The following is a 19,022-nucleotide window of genomic DNA, read 5'->3' as shown; positions in this document are numbered from 1 at the left end:
CCTCTGGAAATACAAAACTTAAGGAACCTTCTTTCCTTCTCCTCCTTTCCTCTTCCCCCTTCAATCCAAAAATTTGGATAAAAAATCCAAAAATCCGAATCAAAAAGGGACCTCTCATAGAACAATTATATATTAAACTGTGATATCAACCTCAGTCAACCCCTTTTTGTCTCCTTGACTAAGTCCTTCCTTTTCTGATATATTAAAAAAATAAGGAGGCGATCAATGAAAAGGATTGTTTTACCTCTGGTAATCGGCTTCTTACTCTCCCCTTTTATCCTCGCTCAGGAGGAGAAAACACCTCCACCAAGATATAATCTCATTCTTATAACCATTGACACCCTGAGGGCAGACCACCTCGGCTGTTATGGATACCAAAAGATAAAAACCCCTAACATCGACAAACTCGCCTCCTCCGGAATCCGCTTCGCCCGAACCTACTGCCAGGTACCCATCACCCTTCCCTCCCATACCTCGATAATGACCGGAACCTACCCTTTCGTCCACCAAGTGAGGGATAACATTATTTACCATGCTTCTCCCTCTCTCATCACCTTAGCGGAAGTGCTAAAGAGACATAGCTACAAAACAGGAGCGGTGGTGGGTTCCTTCCTTCTCGATTCCGAATTCGGCTTGGACCAAGGATTTGATTATTACTACGACAATTTTAAAAGAACAGGAGGGGCTACCTATACCCATATCTTCTCGATGGAACGACCTGCTTCAGAGGTAGTGAAGAGGGGGTTATCCTTTATAAAGGAGAATCGGGAGAACCGCTTCTTCCTCTGGCTCCACCTTTTCGACCCTCACGCCCCTTATAACCCGCCTTCGCCCTACGATAAACTCTATAAAGACACCCCTTATGATGGGGAGATAGCCTATACCGATCACGAGCTGGGAAAACTCCTCTCTCAGCTCAAGGCGATGGGACTGAGGAGAAACACCCTGATCGTCCTAACCGCCGACCACGGGGAGATGCTTGGGGAGCATAAGGAGATCTACCACTGCTTCTTCGTCTATGAGGGGGCAATGCACATCCCCCTCATAATCTCTCTACCAGGCGTTCTCCCTCAGGGAAAAGTAGTCCCAGAACTGGTACGGAGCATTGACATCCTCCCCACCATCCTCGACTTCCTCGGAATAGACTACAGAAAGGAAACAGGGGCTCAGGGGATAAGTCTTCTTCCATTAATAAAAGGTAAGAAGATAAACCTCTCCTCGTATGGGGAGAGTTACTACCCTTGGCTCCACTTCGGCTGGGGGAAGCTCCGCTGCCTCATAAAAGGGAATTGGAAATATATTGAGGCGCCGAAGCCGGAGCTTTACAATCTGGCACTCGATCCAAAGGAGAAAAACAACCTCTTCACCAAGTATCGAGCGGTAGCAAGGAGGCTCTCTAATGAGCTCAAGAAGCTCACCGCGGGCTACGATGAGGGGGCAGGGGCGATAAGACTTGTTCCCGACGAGGAGACGCTCAAAAGGATGATCTCCTTGGGCTACATAAGTGGTACCGTGGTCCGAAAAAACCTAAAGAAAAAACAAGGACCATTAGCTGACCCAAAGGATAAGATTGAGGATTACAATCGATACGAGCGAAACCTCATCCTCGCGAGTAAGGAGTTAGGTAGGGGAGAGGCGAGGAAAGCACTAAAAAGGCTCCTTCCCCTTCTCAAGATAAACGAAAACAGCTTCGAGCTCAGATATTACTTAGGAAACGCCTACCGTCAACTGAAACAGTATAAGAGGGCACTTGAGCAGTACGCAATTGCCCTAAAGCTATCTCCGGGTTTCATCAATACCTATTACCAGATCGGGAGAACCTATGCCGAGATGGGGGACTTCGCCGAGGCGGTTCGGACGATAAAGAAGGGGCTCGCTATTTTCCCCAACTCCCACCTTCTCTATTTCAACCTGGGAGTGATCTATCGTAATAATGGAAAGCGAGAAGAAGCAATTGCCACCTTTAAAAAAGCGCTAACGCTTGCCCCAAACGACCCCGCCACCTTGGGCAACTTAGCCGATCTCCTCCTCGAAACGGGAAGAAAAAAAGAAGCGATCCCAATCCTCGAACGGGCGGTGGCGGTCGGCTTCAGAAAGGAGCTCGCTTTAGCCAACCTTGCTCGCCTTTATGATGAGGAAGGAAAACATAAATTAGCGGAAAAGAAACTGACTGAGCTACTGCATACCGCCCCCAACTCTCCCATCACCCACATAGAACTGGCAGAACATAAGAAAAGGATGAAGGACTACCCCGGGGCAAAGAAGGAACTTACACTCGCCTTGAAGCTCGATCCCGCTTCGGCAAGGGCGAGGGCACTTCTTTCCGAAATCAAAGAGATAATGAAGAAAAAGGAAGAAGGGTACATTAGGATCAGACTGATAAAGGTGAACGATCTTGCTCTGGCGGAAAAAATAAGGAAGGAACTGGCAGGGGGAAAAAGCTTTTCCTCACTCGCTCGGAGGTATTCGGTTGATCCATCGAGCGAAGAGGGAGGGGATATCGGCTTTATCGCACCAGAAGACCTCCTTCCCGAACTCTCGAAAGTCGCCTTCTCCCTAAAGGTGGGCGAGATAAGCGGAATAATCAAGGCAAGGGGGGCTTACTACCTCTTAAAGAGGGAGGAATAGATGAATCTGACGAAAAAACAGAGGAAATTCTTAAAGAAGAATTTCAAGAAGATGTCGGATGAGGAGCTCGCCTCCCACCTTGGCATCCCGAGGAAGAAGGTACGGAAAGCCCTTTCCGAGCTAAACCTCATCCGGGATAAAGAAAGCTCCCCGAAGAAAGAAAAAGCCGTAGTAGAAAAGAAAGAAAAAGCTTTCCCTATTCCCCGAAAAACCATCCTCATTCTCGCCGGGGGAGTAGCGCTGGTACTCCTCCTCATCTTCGCCATCCTCCCTTCTCTACCCGGAAAGTCGGGTATCTCTAAAAAGGAACTAAAGGGGCTCATTGGCTCTGTCGATCGGTCAAAGCTCAATGTCCTCCTCATCACTCTGGATACCACTCGAGCGGACCGACTGGCTTGTTACGGCTTCCCCGAAATAAAGACGCCAAACCTGGATAAACTGGCTGAGGAGGGGATATTATTTGAGGACGCCCACTGCGATGTCCCCTTAACCTTCCCTTCCCACACCTCTATAATGACCGGTACCTATACCCTCCACCATGGGATGAAGGATAACGGCTACTACTTCCTCCCAGATGAAGCGACCACCCTGGCTGAGATCCTGAAGGGGAAGGGGTACACTACCGGAGCGGTAATGGGTGCGTATGTCCTTGACTCCAAATGGGGGTTAGCTCAGGGGTTTGACTTCTACTATGATAGCTTCGATATTAAGAAGTTCAAGTCATTCAGCTTAGGGGATATTCAGCGGCGAGGGGATGAAGTTCTGAAACACGGCATCTCCTGGCTCGATAAAAATAAAGGGGAAAGGTTCTTCCTCTGGCTCCACTTCTACGACCCCCATACCCCATACGATCCTCCGGAGCCGTTCAAGAGCGAGTATATGGGAAGACCCTATATCGGAGAGATAGCCTACACCGATATGTTAGTGGGAAAGGCTATCGACTATCTCAAAAAGAACGATCTCCTCGACAAAACGATAATTGTAGTGGTAGGAGACCATGGGGAAAGCCTGGGAGAACATAAGGAGGCGACTCACGGCTTCTTCATCTACGAAGCGACCACCCATGTTCCCCTCATCTTTCGCTTCCCGGGGAGGAAATATCGAGGGGAAAGAATATCGGAGCTTGTGAGGACGATCGACATCACCCCCACCATCCTCAACGCTCTCGGTATCCCTATACCTAAAGAGATAGAGGGGAGAAGCCTTATCCCCCTAATGGTTGGAAAGAAAGCTAAAGGTACAATAACCGCCTACTCCGAAAGCTACTTTCCCAGATTCCATTACGGTTGGAGCGAATTGAAAGCGATCCAGACCCGAAGGTATAAATACATCGATGCTCCAAAGCCAGAGCTCTACGACCTTATCACCGATCCTATGGAGCTTAATAACCTCATCGAGGAGAAAAAGGATATTGCGAGAAAACTTAAGCTCACCCTGGAGACGGTGATCAAGCGTTACTCCCAAAAGGGAAAGGCAAAACGGGTGGAGCAACTTGATCCGGAAACAATCGCTCGACTTCGGGCACTTGGCTATGTCGGTGCTGGGGCACCGGTCGGCTCCTATGAAGGGAAGCCACCCGACCCCAAGGACAAGATCCACCTCTTCCGGGCAATGGGCATTGCCCGGGAATTCCTCAACAATAAAGAATACCAACTGGCAGAGGAAAAGCTTAAGGAGATAATAGCGGAGGATCCAAACATCGTCGATGCCCACTTCACCCTGGCGACGGTTTATAAGGACCTCGGGGAGATGGATAAAGCGATCGCGGAGTTCAAGGAGACATTAAAACTAAAACCCGACTATTCCATCGCCGTCTTCAACCTAGCAAACACCTATCGCCAAATGGGAAAACTGGATGAGGCGCTCGCCGGCTTCCTCCGACTCTCCCAACTCAATCCAAAGGAATATACCTCCTATGTCCAGATAGCGGATATCTATATGGAGAAGGGGGATCATCAGTCAGCCTATAAATATTTCGTAAAGGCACTTTCCCTGAAGGAGGAACTTCCTTTAGCCCACAATGGGCTTGGCGTCATTTACTACAAACGAGGGGATTTAGCACGGGCGGAGAAGGAGTTTAAAAGGGCGATCGAACTCGCCCCCAAGTTCCCCAAGGTCCACTTCAATTTGGCACAGCTCTATGAAGACAAAGGAGCCTACGAGGAGGCGAAGAAGGAATACGAGAAGGAGATAGAATATTATCCCGATAACTACAAAGCCCACTACAACTTAGGAAGATTGTTAGGGAAGCTCGGAGACAGGGAAGGAGAGATCGCAGAGCTTAAGAAATCTATTGAGCTATCCCCCGATTTGGCTGTGGGCTATCTCTTCCTCGCTAAAGCATACCTCGATAAAGGAGAAAACTTAAAGGAAGCGATATCCTTAGCCAAGAAGGGGCTCTCTCTCAACCCGCCCTCATCACTTGCTCCCTTAGGTCACTACATATTAGCGGATATCTACAATCGCTTGGGAAGATACGAAGAGGCTCGCCGTGAGGTAGCCCTCGCTCGTAAACTGGAAACGGGAGGAGGAAGCAATCGGTAAAAAGCTAACCGCTATTTAGTTTCTTCTTTATCTCTTCCAGCTTCTTTGTAATCAGTGGTTGATTAGCTTTCTTCTTCAGGGAAAGTTCAAATATCTCCTTTGCCTTTTTAAGGTTTCCCGATTTTTGATACACCTCTCCTAATTGATTAAGCAAACCAACCGGAGCATCCCTGCCCTTTACCATCCGCGCCCGTTCGTAATAGCGGATGGCATCATAGTATTCTCCGAGGCCTCTATAGGATAGGCCAAGCGCCATCAGTATCTCATAATCATTCGGCGACTTGAGCACCACTGGCTCGAGGAGGTCTATCACCTCTTTATATTTCTTGCCATCGAGGTAAAGCTGAACAAGCTCCTTTCTCGCCGCCACGAAATCGCCGTTTTTCTTCAGCGCTTCGCGGAACTCTCGCTCTGCCTCTTCTCTTTTACCAAGGGCTAAGTACTCTTTACCCCTCTGGTAATTGTATAAGGAGGAGAACCCCGGGGGAAAATCCTTGGCATAGATATAGGGAGCAGGTAGCTTGGGATAAGGGGATATGGTGAACGATATTGGCTTCGTCTCAGCAATCTCCTTCCCCCCGGAGATAACGACCACCTTCAATTGGTACTCACCTGGAGGAAAAGAAAGGGGTATCGGCTTTACAATATTGAACACCTTCTCCTTACCCGAATAGTAGCTACCCAGAAACTCCTCCTCAGAGGAGATGAGCTTCTTCTGCTGCAGGATATCGTAACGGGCGGAAAGGGAATAAGGAGAGATGCTCCCCTCACGGGGCAGATACACCTGATAGAAAAGATAGAGCTTACTTCCCTGAGGGAAAAGGCTAATGGGATTGGCAAGAAACAGGAAGTTACCCATCTCAAATGGCTTCCGCTTATCGGAATACCGCCGGTTTGGCTTTAATACCTTGAAGGCAAGAAGAGGGGTTGAGACCTGTACCAGGTCGGACGATGGCTCAGGTACATCTATAGTACCTTCAACCACACCGTATTCCCGGGAGACATTGTTCCTGAGATACAGCTTAACCCTGTACCTTCCGGGAAGAATTACCTTCTTCCCCTCAAATACAAAGGAGGAGCTTCTCACCTTCTTAAACTCCTCCTCACTAAGATTGAGCTCTACCTCATCGTTTATCTTCGCTATTATCTTGCCATTGAGATCGGAAATATCACCAACGATCTCAAAAGCGCCATAATACTTATCTTTATATTTGCCAAGCGATACATTCTTCGGCTCAACTCCTAAAGCGAAGTGTAAGAAGTAATTCCCCAACTCATCCCGGAAGGTGTTCAGAGAGGAGGAAAGGGTGATAAGACGATAGCTGTACTCTACTCGAACGGTTGGTATTCCTTTCAAAAAATTGTCCACATAATCCGAATGGATCAACCTCTCGGGCAGGGTAGCTATCTTACCCAAAAGTACGGTCGATGCTAAGCTCGGATGAAGGGAGTAGAAATCAACCGGCTCCCCATCATCGAGAGAAAGGGCAGCTCGGGCGAGCTCCGGACTCACTTGACGAAGAAGCTGATAAGCCGCCCCCAGTCCCCGGTCTAAGGTCATCGATGGGAGCAATAGCTCCTCAACTCCATCGCGTATAGGGTCGTAGAGGACAAACTCCCCCACCCCGTTACGCTTGAAGAAGATAAGGTGGAAAAATGCAGGTAACCCAGGAAGCCCACCGGAATCGTAGTGCCAAAGCTCAATGGGGTAGGTGTACTGGGTATTATCAAACCGCTGGATGTCCCGCGGGGGACCAAGAAGGATATATATCCTCCCCCTATCGGTCTTCCAGCCCGGCTTATAGGTCTCCCGCCCCAAGAACTTATTGGCGTACTCAAATCTCTTGTAAAACTCCTCCTTGAACTCGTTTTTCTTCGTCCCCGGAGTGGGATCTCGCATCTTCCAGAATAACTCGATGAACTTGTCTCGCATCTTATCACTCTTCAGGGAGAGAAACGCTTCCCTCTCCTTCTTGGTGATTATATAGGTCACCTCTTCCAGCCACTTCCGGTGCTTCTTGGGAAGTTTCTTAATCGCCTCCTTCTCACCCGAAACAGCGGGAGATGCCAAACAAACAGGGGAAAGCACAAACGAGATAATGATTAATAACGCACCAACGAAGACCCAAAAACGCCTCATCTTAACTTCCTCCTCCAAATATCAATTGTAATTGAAAAGTGAGCGAAGAGCAAACCCAATAAGGACCTCTAAAGGTCCAAATAATGATAGGGATCAACCGATAGCAGGGTTCCTAAGCCTGGCTTTTACCACCTCAAGCTCTTTAAGGGCGAGCAGTTGGTCAGGATCCTCCTTCAAGGAGAGCTCAAACATCTCCTTCGCCTTCTCGAAATCCCTTAACCGATGATTCTTGTATCTCAGGAGATACACCTCGGGAGGCTAAGCAGATTAAGGCAGATCCCCTCCTTGACCAGGGGACATCTTCCTAACTATAATGGGACGAAAACCATCCGGATGGAGCCTACCGATGAAAGGAAGGATCTTCTTATCATTATTTTTTATACTTTTTCTTTCCCTGCCGCTGATGGGGGAAAAAGTAGAGAAAGAGAGGCTCCCCTTTGATAAAGCGAAGAAGGTGATAGAAAAGGCAGGGGGGGAGCCAGATTTCAGGATAAGGCTCAGCGCGGTTAGGGCGGTTTCCCCGCTTCCCTCCTTATTTCTCCCCTTCCTCCTCAGGATGACCGAGGATAGAGAAGAGGTGGTAAGGGCGGAGGCGGTGCGCGTTTTCTCCTATCTTGAACCGGGGGAGGAAAAGGTCATCCCCCGGCTTTCTTTGCTCGCGAAAAACGACGGTAGCTGGCTTGTCCGCTATCACGCGCTTCTTGCTTTATCCAAGCTTTCTCCTGGTATTGGCTTTCCCATCGCCCGATCTTTTGCCAGGAGTTCAGAATATCAGTTGAAGATCGCCTCCTGCTATACCCTTTCCCCGAACAAGGGGAAGTATCCCCTTGCCCCTCTTAAAAAACTCATAAAGCACCCCGACTTCCGGGTTCGCACTGCTTCTTATTCAGCCCTCCTTGAGGCAGGGGATAAAAAAGCGGAAACGGAGCTTAAAAAACTCCTCTCTTCGAAAGAGCCAGAGGTAAGAAGGGTGGTGATCCTATTAATCGGCGAAAGGGGTGGAGAAAAGGGACTTAATCTAATAGAGAATATGAAGAAGGATAAATCGGCTCGAGTAAGGGAAGCCCTTGCCTCAGCCCTCAAGGAAAATGGGCGTTGGGGAAAGGAGACAGCGAAACGCCGGGCGGAGATATTGGCTTTCCTCATCAGCGATAAGAAGCCTGAGGTAAGGCTTACTGCTATCTCCTCCCTCTCCTCCCTGAAGAGGAAAGAGGACATACCTCTCTTCAACAAGGCGTTAGCCGATCCTGAGTGGAGGATAATAACCGAAGCGATAAAAGCACTTTCTCTCTTTCCCTCTCCCATGGTGGTGAAAGCTCTAACCCCCTTCTTGAACCATCCCTCACCCTTGGTAAGGGGGGAAACCGCTTTTGCTATGGGGGTAATCGGCGCCAAAGAGAAGATACCCCAATTAAGGGAGCTTCTCTCCGACCGGGAGAGAGAGGTACGGATAAAGGCATCAGTAGCCCTCGCCCTTCTCGGCGATGAGAAGGGGATGAGGAGGCTAAACAACCTCCTTACTAAAGGAAACAAGGAGGAGCAGATCATCTCCTCATCCCTAATCATCAAAGCCATTGCCCTAACCGGGGGAGAAACAAAATGAGAAACCTAAGGATATCTCTGATCCTACTTGTGATAGCCCTCCTTTCTTTCGGGGTAAAAGCGTCTTCCTCTGAAGAGGGGAAAGCTCCTCTTTCCCTCTCCTCCCTTTACCGGATAGGGAACCTCCTTCAGGACAGAAACAACGATGATGTCCCAGACGGGATAAATGGGGTGATCGTGCTCCCTGAAAAACCATCCCCAGCGGAGATAGCAACAGGTGCTGAGGTCGCTTTACGACTCGGCTTTGAGACAACGGAGCTCGACCTCCCCATTAGCGCCACTCTTGACGAGGGGCTTAGGGGGAGGAAAATCCCTATAATCATATCCCCTCCCAACACGCTCCTCTCCTCACTCGGGGTGAAGGAAGAGTTGGAGAAGCTCTCCCCCGGCGAGGGGATGGTGCGCCTTCTCCAATCCAAGGGAAAACCTTTCATCCTCATTATCGGGCGGGATGAAGAGGGTTTGAGGCGGGCGGGGCGCGGTCTCTCCTTCCGCCTCCCCTATCTCTTCTCTCCGAAGAAGGGAAAAATAAGCGAGGTAGAGAAAGAGGTCTCCTCTTTCCTCAAAAAGGAGAAGATCGCCCCTAAGACGGTTCGAACGGTCAAGGCGATCTATGGAAAGGGGGATGAGCTCCGCCGGCTATCGCTCGAGGTATCGCTTAAGGATGAGGAGGATCTTAAAAGGGCAAACATCATTTTAAGGGAGCTCGTCTCCTCCCATTTTAAGGGGAAAAGGGAAAAGGAGCTTTCGTTTCCCCGTCTTTCCGAGCTCGAGCTGATGCTCTCTACCAAGGGAAAAGAGGTATCGATCGTCATCCCTCGAGTGGGAGGTTCCAAGAAGCGGGTGCTTCCTCCACTTGAGGCGAGCGAAGGGAAAAAGGATTTCGATCTTTCCACCTTCTATAGCCTCGAGGGTATCTACAGCGATACCAAGGATAAAACAGGAAGGGGAAGTCTCCTTCCCGAAAGAACCGATACCCGGATAATCTTCACCGAAACCTCCCTTGAGATAGCCCAGGGGGTTCTCGCCATCGCCTCCCGCATCGGGCTTTCAGCAACCGGGATCATCTTCCCCATCGCCACCTTCAAGGAGGAGCTTAAAGAGGGTGAACCCATCACCAACCCGATCATTGTGGGGAAGAGGGATGAGCCACTTATAAAATCCCTTATAAAAAAGGGCAGATTGAACCTTCTCACCCTTAAAGGGGATGAGGGGCTCCTCGGCATCGTTCCCAAGGGGTGGAGGAAGAAGGAGACAGTGCTCATCGCAACCGGGAAAACGGATAAGGGGGTGAGAAGCGCCTGCTATTTCCTCGCCCACCGTCTCCCCTACCTGGGGAAGGCTGAGCTCGGTGGGACCACCCTCGAGGATGTGGAAGAGGAAGCGCTTCGCTTCTTCACTGCCGACGAGATAGGAGGCAAGGGAGCGACCGCGGGACAGCTCGCCTCGGCAATAATAAACCTTAAAAAGCTTCCTCTCTCGGGGAAACCTCAAATAAAACTATATCTTGAGGCGCCAGGAAAGGGGCTTCCGGAGAAGTTATCCACCCTCATCGAGGAAAGATTCGGGCAAAAGGTAAAGGTCTCCACGATAAGGAGGAAAGACCCGAAACCGATATTCAAAAAGAGCTTCCAAATACCCTGGGAGGGAAACGAATTAATCAGGCTCGTCTCTCAGGTGAGTTCAAAGCTCTCCCCGGAGAAACCGGTTCTCATCTTCGCATTGGTGAGTGAACCACCGAAGGTGAGGGCTGAACTATCCTCAAGGATAGAAAGGATATTGTTAGAACAGGGGATAAAGAAGGATAAAATAAAGATCACCATCCTGAATGCCTATAAACCCGGCTTCAGCTGGTTGGCTTACGGGGTACTTCCCAAGCTCAAGAGATATAAAGGAAAAATAAAGAAGATAGTGATAAGCTACCAGAAGTTCCCCAGCGTAAGGGAGCCCTATGAGAACAAAAGAGCACGCCGTTATGACAAGGAGCTTCCCAACCGCTTCCTGGCTGAGCTCTATCCGATAGACGATGTCTTCGCCCAAGAACTTGGGATAAGCCGGGATCAGGTAGTATTCAAGGAAAAAAGGTACGATAAAAATAAACCCATCTACCAGATAAAGGTGGTAGATGAGAGAAAAAAGGAGATCACCATCGATTCCTTCTCCCCACCCCTAAAGGAGCAGGATTATTTCCGCGATTACCCTGATGCCCCAGGAGAACTCCTTCCCCCATTTCTTTCTCGCAACCGATACTATGGGAGGGTCCGCGTCCCCACCGGATTCGTTGAGGTGAAACAAGGGGAAAGATCGATCTTAAAGAAGAGGATCAAAACCGATTTGGAGCGGGTGTGGGAGATCTACCAGAGGGAGCTTCTCCCCACCTTCAGAAACCTCGTCCTCAAGATCACCGGTTTCCCCCGCGATTCAAAGATAAAGGAGAAACAGCCCTTCTTCAGCCTCCTCAGGTTCGATCTCGCCTTAAGCGAAAGCGATTTCCCCGTTTATCCCCTGGGTGGGAAGATGAACTACACCTACCGCGATTTAGCCCCGGAAAACCCAAAGGGGATAAGGCAGGAACGGATCTCCTCCCTCGAGGCGATCTCGGAGGACCTCTACTTCGTCACCCTGGATTTCTTCAAGGCGCTCGGCGAGGAGCTCTTGGGTCCCCAAAAACCCTTTACCACCCCGGGGCTGGTGCTACCGGTAGTCCATCCTGACGAGAGATATTTAGGAAGAGCGGGGAGATTTTCGGTATCGTTCAATGTGAACCAGGCGGACTTCCCCAAGATGGTCGTCGGGCAAAAAGAGGTAAAGCTCTCCGGGGTCAAGTTCCGGGATACCGACCTTGAGGGGCGTAAGCTTTCCTTACGGCTTAGAAGGCCCTCCACCATCGGCTTGGTGATCAAGGGGGAGAAGGCACACTCCCTACTTCTCCGGCTCTTGGTAGATGATGCGGAAAAGGGAGGAGAAATGGTGGACGCTCTTAACCTCCTCAAAAAGCAGGGGATAGCCCAGGAGGTCTTCAATTATCCCGATCTATCCCGGATGGAGTTCCTCATCCTGGACGGGAAAAAGATGTTAACGAGAGGCATAAAGGTAGCGCAAAAGGTAAAAAGCGTGGTTCAATCCAAAAAGGAAGAGGAGGAATACCCCGTCCCTCTCGATCGCCCCATCGGCTATGAGGAGTCGGTAGGGATAATGAGGAAGCTCGCTCGCCACCCCGGAGTTATCCTCTTCCCCCTCTCGGAATCCTACCAGGGGAGAAAGGTCTATGGGATGACGGTTACCCTGCCCAAGGTGGGGATGCTTCGCTCGATACCGAAGCTGATTACCTATAAACCGACCTACTTCGCCTTAGGAAGACAACATGCGAACGAGGTAACCTCGACCAACGCCATCCTCAAGCTTATTGAGCTTATTACCAGCGATAAAGATTACCTGAAGCTCCTCAAAAAGATAAACCTCGTCGCCATCCCCATAGAGAATGTAGATGGAACAGCGATCCACGACCAACTGCGAAAGATTACCCCGCTATGGATGCTCCATGCGGGAAGGTACAACTCGGTTGGGGTAAATGTCTCCTATCCCAAATTTACCGTGGAAAACGGGAGATTCGTCTTCTCCAAACCGCCCAAGTATCGCGAAGGGCTGGCGAGGCTCAAGATGTTCCGTCTTTTCCTTCCCGATGTCTTCGGCAACAACCATACCTTTCCCTCCCACGAGTGGGTTCAGCCATTCGCCGGTTATGCCCCACCGGACTTTCCCAGTTATCTGATCCCTCGCGCCCTCTTCTACACCTTCCATGGCTTTCTGGGAACGAAGCGAAGGATAGATGATCCGGCACACCCGGGGAAGATGATCGAGATAGCGATACCCGACCCGGACTACCCGGAGACACTCGCCCTTGCGGTGGGGCATCGAGAGATGATCACCACCCTCCTGGCAAACAACCGCTTCCGTGATCCGGCGGGCAGGACGATCGACTGGTGGAACGAGGAGTTCCGGAAGGTATATCTGAAATACGGAGAGAAACCACTTCCCAAGCACTTCGAAACCGCCTACTATAACCATCTCCTCGTCTACTTCCCGGCGAAGAACAAGAGCCCAAGCTCACGCTCCTTTATGGCTCGCTTCCCCAACATCACCGGTCTCGAATGGGTAACGGAGACAGCGGATGAAACCCCTTACGGAGCCTACTGTGAGCTCGCCTCGAGGGCACATCTCATCTGCGATGAGGCAACGGCGAGGATGCTTGCTACCTCCTCCTTTGAGATAAAGAGGGAGGGAGAGGAGTATCGAAACGGGGGGAGGCTTACCATATATCGAAGGCGTCCGGTCATTCCGGCGAACCTTCCAGAAAAACCGTGGATAATATCCGGTGAGATCAAGCTAAAATATTAAGGGGAGGTGAATGTATGAACAAAAAGAAGAAGATGGTGCTCAAAAAACACCATCGAAAGGAAAAGGCGAGAAAAAGGAAATTGGCCGCCTTGAGGGAGCAACTGGAGAAGGGGAAGAAGTCTTAGTTTTCTAAAACATCAAAAGAAAAAGGGGAGGAAGAAGATCTTCCTCCCCTTCTGATTCCACCCCTTTTTATTTCTTCGGGAGTATTCCGTGCTTCTTCCAGATCTCCTCCATCATATCGTAACGCTCGCGGTTCACCTCGACCAGCTTCTTGGTGTGCTCGTAAACCTCCTGATAGGTGACCTTCTTCCGGGCAACACCAGTCTTCACCGCTGCCTCGGCAACCGCTGCTGCCTCAGCGGGCATCACCTTGGGATCGACCGGGTGGGTGATGATGTAGTCTTCACGGACTTCGTCATCGGGAATCAGATTAGCAAGGGCATGGGCGGCAGCATAGAGCATCTCTTCGTTCACATCGGTAGCCTTCGCGTCGAGGGCGCCGCGGAAGATACCAGGGAAGCCGAGAACATTGTTGATCTGGTTGGGATAGTCGGATCTGCCGGTAGCGATAACCTTGGCACCTGCCTCGAGCGCCTCCTCAGGCATGATCTCGGGTACCGGGTTAGCCATCGCGAACACGATCGGATCCTTCTCCATCCGCTTCACCATATCCTTGGTCACCAGCCCGGCAACCGAAAGGCCGAGGAACACATCGGCACCCTCAAGGGCCTCAGCAATACCGCCTTTTTTCTTCTCCCTATTGGTGGTACGGGCGATCTCCTCCTTGTAGGGGTTCATATTCTCCTTTCTTCCCTCGTAGATGATCCCCTTGGTATCAACGAGAACCGCATCCCGTACGCCAGCGCCCATAATCAGCTTGGTCACATAAATACCGGAAGCTCCGGCACCGGAGACAGCGACTTTAATATCCTCAAGTTTCTTTCCCACGATCTTCAAGGCGTTGATAAGACCGGCGAGAACCACTACCGCCGTCCCCTGCTGATCATCATGGAATACGGGGACATCGAGCTCTTTTCTCAACCTGCTAAGGATATCAAAACACCGAGGAGCAGAGATATCCTCCAGATTGATCCCACCGAAGGTGGGCTCGATCCACTTTGCGAACTTGATGATCTCCTCGGTATCGGTGGTGCCGATACAAAGGGGGAAGGCATCGACACCGGCGAGCATCTTGAAGAGAACCGCCTTACCTTCCATAACCGGCATCCCCGCCTGGGGACCAATATTACCCAGACCGAGAATAGCAGTTCCATCGGTCAACACCGCCACCAAATTGTCCCTGGCGGTGTAGTCGTGGACCTTCTCCGGATCCTTTTCGATGACCTTGCATGGTTCAGCAACGCCAGGGGTATAAGCAAGGGTGAGATCATAGGCGTTCCGTGCCGGAACCTTACTTATAACCTCTATTTTTCCGCCACCGCTGAAGTTATTAGCATGATAAGCTAACGCCTCTTCAACGGTATACTTTACAGGCTTAATTTTCATTTTACCCTTCTCCTTACTACTATAAAGTTAACGATAAAGACCTCCCATAAAAATTAACCTGCTTCCCCCCTTTGGGGAAGCAGTTTATTCTATCTCCCTCCACTCCTGAAATCAAGTAAAATTTTAGGGTTTATCTTTTCCCCTAAGGAATAACCCAGCCTTCATCCCCGCTGCCCGTCCTGAGACCACCGCATCTCGCACCTCCATCGGAGCCTCGGCAAAACCAGCAAAGAAAACACCGGAGGAAGCGGAAAGAGAGGGGAAAAGTGGCGCTTCAGGTTTGATGAAACCCTCCTTGGTGGTCGTTAGTCCGAGGATGTGGGCAAGCTCCACATTCCTTGGGCTGGGAAGGACTCCGGTGGCAAGAACTATCACATCCGGGGAGAGATTCAACTCCTCACCAGCGATCGTCTTAAACCTGAGCTTAAGCACCTCGGCGGAGTCAAAGGTAGGGAATTTCGAAACCCGGAAGAAACGCACCCCCTTTTCCTTCGCCTTCTCGAGATAATCCTCGGCAAAGCCAAAGAGGCGAAGACCAGAATGGACTATCGATACATCGGTATCTGGAGAGAGCTCCTTAATCTTAAGCGCATTCTTTACTGCCGAGGGGCAACAAAGCCTGCTACAGTAGGAAAGAGTATAATCCTCGCTACCGCGGATGCACTGGATCATCGCCACCCGGCGAGCGGAAAAGGTCCCCTTAGCAAGCTTTTCCTCAAGCTCCCATTGGGTGATCACCCGAGGGTCTTTTCCATAACCACAGACGGTTGGGGTACAGACCTTCCCCTCGGTAGCTACGAGGATGACGCCTACGGTAAGGGGTTCGTCACTTTGAGAGAGTTTGACGAGGAAATCCCCCTCCCTTTTTGATACATCCGCCACCTCTGATCTCAGATAGATCTTTATATTTGGGTCCTCCTCAACAGCGGATATTAGCTTTGAGACAGCAGCCTGTACATCTTCTTCATAAAGGGTGAAGTAACTATCCTTAAAGAGACCTCCTAACTCTTCAGCCTCAGCAACCAGATGCACCGGATGTCCTAATGAAGAGAGGGTCAGGGCAGCCTCAAGCCCTGCCACCCCACCTCCGACAACCAATGCGGAGGAGGAACTGGGCATCTTCCTTTCCTTTCGAGGATCAAGGTGAAGGCTCTCCTCCACTTTAGCTACTATCTCCTCTTCGTCCCTCAATTTGGAGGGGTTGACGAAAAAGATCGCCTCTTCCAAAAATCCTACCCCCTTGGCGAAATGCCTCCTCTCGAATACAGCTTCAGGAAGGACGGTGATAAGGATCAACCGGGAGAACCCCTTAGTAGACACCACCTTCTTTATCTCCTTAGTGGAGAGGAAATCTCCAAGGAAGGGGAAACTCCTCACATAGGAGACCTGGGAAACAGACCTGATCCTCCCCGAAATCACCCTGGGATCGAGTTTAAGATGACGGAGGGAATGCTCGCATATAAAGACGCCCACCCCTCCTTCTCCAACCGTTTCCTCCCCCGTGGCTTTGGTTGAAGGTATCTCCTCTCGAGCAAGGCGAGGAGCAACCACCGCAGCTGCCGCTGTTCCTTCCCGCACCGCTTCTTCCACCCCTTTGGGACCGGTGAATGTCCCTGCCACCACTACCCGGGGGTTATCGGTCTCGATCGGGGAGAAAGAGGTAGTCTCGGCAAAACGATACCGATTTAGCTTGATGCCGAATAAAGAGGCGAGCTTCCTCGCATCATCTGGGGCACGGAGCCCAGTCGCAAGCACCACCGCCGAGAATCGAGCTCGTTCTTTTCTACCCTCCCCATCCTCATAGCGAATGATGATATCCTGATTCCTCTCATCCTCCTCAAGGGAGGTGATCCTCCCGTATATAAAATCTACCTTACTGAGGGATTCAAGAGAACGGAGATAGGCCTCGGAACCAAAGCCATTGGTCCTTATATCCCGGTGGAAGATAGTTATCTCAGCTTTGGGGTATCTCCTTATTATTGTCCGTGCTTGCTTCAAAGCACTATTACAACATATGGTGGAGCAATAGGGGGCACCAATACCCTCTTCGCGCGAACCAACGCAGAGGACGATCCCCACCTTAGCCGGAATCTCTCCATCTGAGGCTCGGAGGAACAACCCTCCGTAAGGACCGTCGGGATCGAGCATACGCTCCACCTCCAACGAGGTAAAAACATTGGCAAACTCCCGGTAGCCAAATTCCTTTTTCCTTCCCGCATCGAATTCAGAAGCGCCAGGGGCAAGCACCACCGCCTCAACTGCGAGTGTTATCCTCTTCTTTTCCCGGTTATAATCTATGGCGGAAACAGGACAGACAGTGGCGCATAAACCACAACCAATGCACTTCCTGCAGGTAAGGCAGCGAGAGGCTTCGGATACCGCCCGCTCCTCAGGAAAGGTAAGCTCAACCTCGTTAAAATTACCTCTTCGTTCGGCAATTGAGAGGTGAGGAATAGCTTCTCTCTTTTTGGGAATATCTTTATAATCCGGGATGAACTTCCGCCTCTTCATCTCACGCCCTCCTTTATATAACGGTCGATGCCCTTAGCCGCCTTATGGCCTGCGGCTATCGCCTCGACTACCGTTCTTGGTCCAGTAACCACATCGCCTCCAGCGAATACACCTGGACGTGCAGTAGCCATCGTCCCCGGGTCGACCTCGATGGAGTTCCAACGGGATATCTCAAGCCCGTGATCCTCCCCGAGAAAGGAGACATCCGGCTGTTGGGAGATAGCCGGGATGATGAAATCGCAGGAAATGGTGAATTCAGAACCCGGGATGGGGACGGGACGCCTTCTTCCGCTGGCGTCAAGTTTGCCCAACTCCATCCTCACACACTCCATCCCAGTAACCTTCCCATCTCTCCCCAGTATCCTGGTCGGTGCAGCGAGAAAATGGATACGAACACCCTCCCGCTCCGCCTCAATCACCTCCCAGGGGTTAGCAGGCATCTCCTTCCGGGAACGACGGTAGAGGATGGTAACCTCGGAAGCACCAAGCCTAAGCGCCACCCTAGCGGCATCGATCGCTGAATTTCCGCCCCCGATAACGACCACCTTATCCCCGGGCTTTTCCTTTCTCCCCAAATTCACCTCACGGAGGAACTTGATGCAATCGACCACTCCCGAATACTCCTCCTCGCCAGGCACTCCAAGTTTATATCCCTCATAGGCACCGGTGGCGATGAATATAGCGGAGAAACCCTGCTCGAAAAGATCATCCAGGCTGAGATCAGGACCGATGGGGGTATTGAGCCTTATCTCAACCCCCAGCTTCTCGATATATTCGATATCGTGGGCAAGGACATCACGGGGGAGCCGAAATTCAGGGATGCCGAGATACATCATACCACCAGCCACCTTCTCCTTCTCAAAGATAACCACCTGATAGCCCATAAGGGCGAGGTCATGGGCACAGGTAAGACCGGCAGGACCAGATCCAACCACCGCCACCTTAAACCCGTTCTTTTCCTTTGGCTTGGGGTAGGTAAATTCCCCCCTTTCTCTCAACGCTATCTCGTAGTCGGCGACGAACCTCTTCAGGGCTTCTATCGCTATCGGCTCATCGACCAAACCTCGATTGCAAGCGGCTTCACAGGGATGAGGACAGACCCTGCCGCAAACCGAGGGAAGGGGGTTCCTCTCCCTAACCACAGCGATCGCCTCGGCGAACTTCCCTTCAGCGATGAGACTCACATAACGCCTCACATCGATCCCCGCAGGACAGGCAAGGGAACAGGGCGGGGTCTCCCTTACGATCCCGAAATAGGGGGGGTAGCTTGCTCTGTCTTCCCTATCCACTGCGGAGCGCTGGAGAAGCCCTTCCTCAAACTGGGAGTAAGGCTTGATGGGACAAACCCGAGCACAAGCGCCACAGGAGATACAATCGTCATTAACCAAGGTGGGCTCCTTGGAAAGGGAGATTATAAACCCATCCTCCTCCTTCTTCACCTCCTCTATAGACCCATTAGAGATGATATGAATCCGGGGGTTAAGAACAGCCTTAGCCACCCTCCTCGCAAGGAGAAGACGGGCAGGAAGCTCGGAGGGAGCGACAAGGGAAAGCTTTTCTCCCCTTCCCCCAAGCCTCTCCTCCCGCTCAAGTAGATAGACATCCACGCCGAGCTCAGCTAAATCGAGCGCTGCCTCCAGCCCGGCGATGCCTCCGCCGACGACTAATACACCCTTTTTCTCCATCTTTC

Annotated in this window: 8 protein-coding genes; 4 read left to right on the top strand and 4 right to left on the bottom strand. The window is 51.0% G+C overall.

Going from position 1 to position 19,022, the window contains the following annotated elements; genetic code table 11:
* Positions 1-225 precede the first annotated feature (225 nt).
* Complete coding sequence (locus tag J7L64_06300; protein MCD6451953.1) at positions 226-2,628, top strand: sulfatase-like hydrolase/transferase; 2,403 nt, start codon at positions 226-228, stop codon at positions 2,626-2,628.
* Positions 2,629-5,172 carry a sulfatase-like hydrolase/transferase gene (locus J7L64_06295; protein ID MCD6451952.1) on the top strand — a complete coding sequence of 848 codons (2,544 nt, stop codon included), beginning with the start codon at positions 2,629-2,631 and terminating at the stop codon, positions 5,170-5,172.
* Positions 5,173-5,176: 4 nt separating this feature from the next.
* Here the strand turns inward: J7L64_06295 and J7L64_06290 are convergent, their stop codons facing one another.
* On the bottom strand, positions 5,177-7,312 hold the full coding sequence (locus tag J7L64_06290) for a GWxTD domain-containing protein (GenBank protein MCD6451951.1): 2,136 nt from the start codon (positions 7,310-7,312) through the stop codon (positions 5,177-5,179).
* 346 nt (positions 7,313-7,658) lie between these two features.
* Between J7L64_06290 and J7L64_06285 the strand changes: the two genes are divergently transcribed.
* Together J7L64_06285 and J7L64_06280 are read left to right on the top strand one after the other, a co-directional pair.
* Positions 7,659-8,915, top strand: coding sequence for a HEAT repeat domain-containing protein (locus tag J7L64_06285; protein MCD6451950.1), 1,257 nt, complete (start codon positions 7,659-7,661; stop codon positions 8,913-8,915).
* Positions 8,912-13,312, top strand: a complete 4,401-nt coding sequence (locus J7L64_06280; GenBank protein ID MCD6451949.1) for a hypothetical protein — start codon at positions 8,912-8,914, stop codon at positions 13,310-13,312. The genes J7L64_06285 and J7L64_06280 overlap by 4 nt, the downstream gene beginning before the upstream one ends.
* Before the next feature lie 192 nt (positions 13,313-13,504).
* Here the strand turns inward: J7L64_06280 and J7L64_06275 are convergent, their stop codons facing one another.
* From J7L64_06275 to J7L64_06265, 3 genes are all read right to left on the bottom strand, one after another.
* Positions 13,505-14,821 carry an NADP-dependent malic enzyme gene (locus J7L64_06275; GenBank protein MCD6451948.1) on the bottom strand — a complete coding sequence of 439 codons (1,317 nt, stop codon included), beginning with the start codon at positions 14,819-14,821 and terminating at the stop codon, positions 13,505-13,507.
* Positions 14,822-14,944: 123 nt separating this feature from the next.
* On the bottom strand, positions 14,945-17,332 hold the full coding sequence (locus tag J7L64_06270) for an FAD-dependent oxidoreductase (protein ID MCD6451947.1): 2,388 nt from the start codon (positions 17,330-17,332) through the stop codon (positions 14,945-14,947).
* Positions 17,329-19,017, bottom strand: a complete 1,689-nt coding sequence (locus J7L64_06265) for an FAD-dependent oxidoreductase (protein MCD6451946.1) — start codon at positions 19,015-19,017, stop codon at positions 17,329-17,331. The genes J7L64_06270 and J7L64_06265 overlap by 4 nt, the downstream gene beginning before the upstream one ends.
* Between the last annotated feature and the right edge of the window lie 5 nt (positions 19,018-19,022).

Source organism: Acidobacteriota bacterium (genome assembly GCA_021161905.1).
Classification (GTDB): Bacteria; Acidobacteriota; B3-B38; order Guanabaribacteriales; family JAGGZT01; genus JAGGZT01.
The sequence above is the reverse complement of the archived record's forward strand: the minus strand, read 5'-3'. Positions and strand labels throughout refer to the sequence as shown.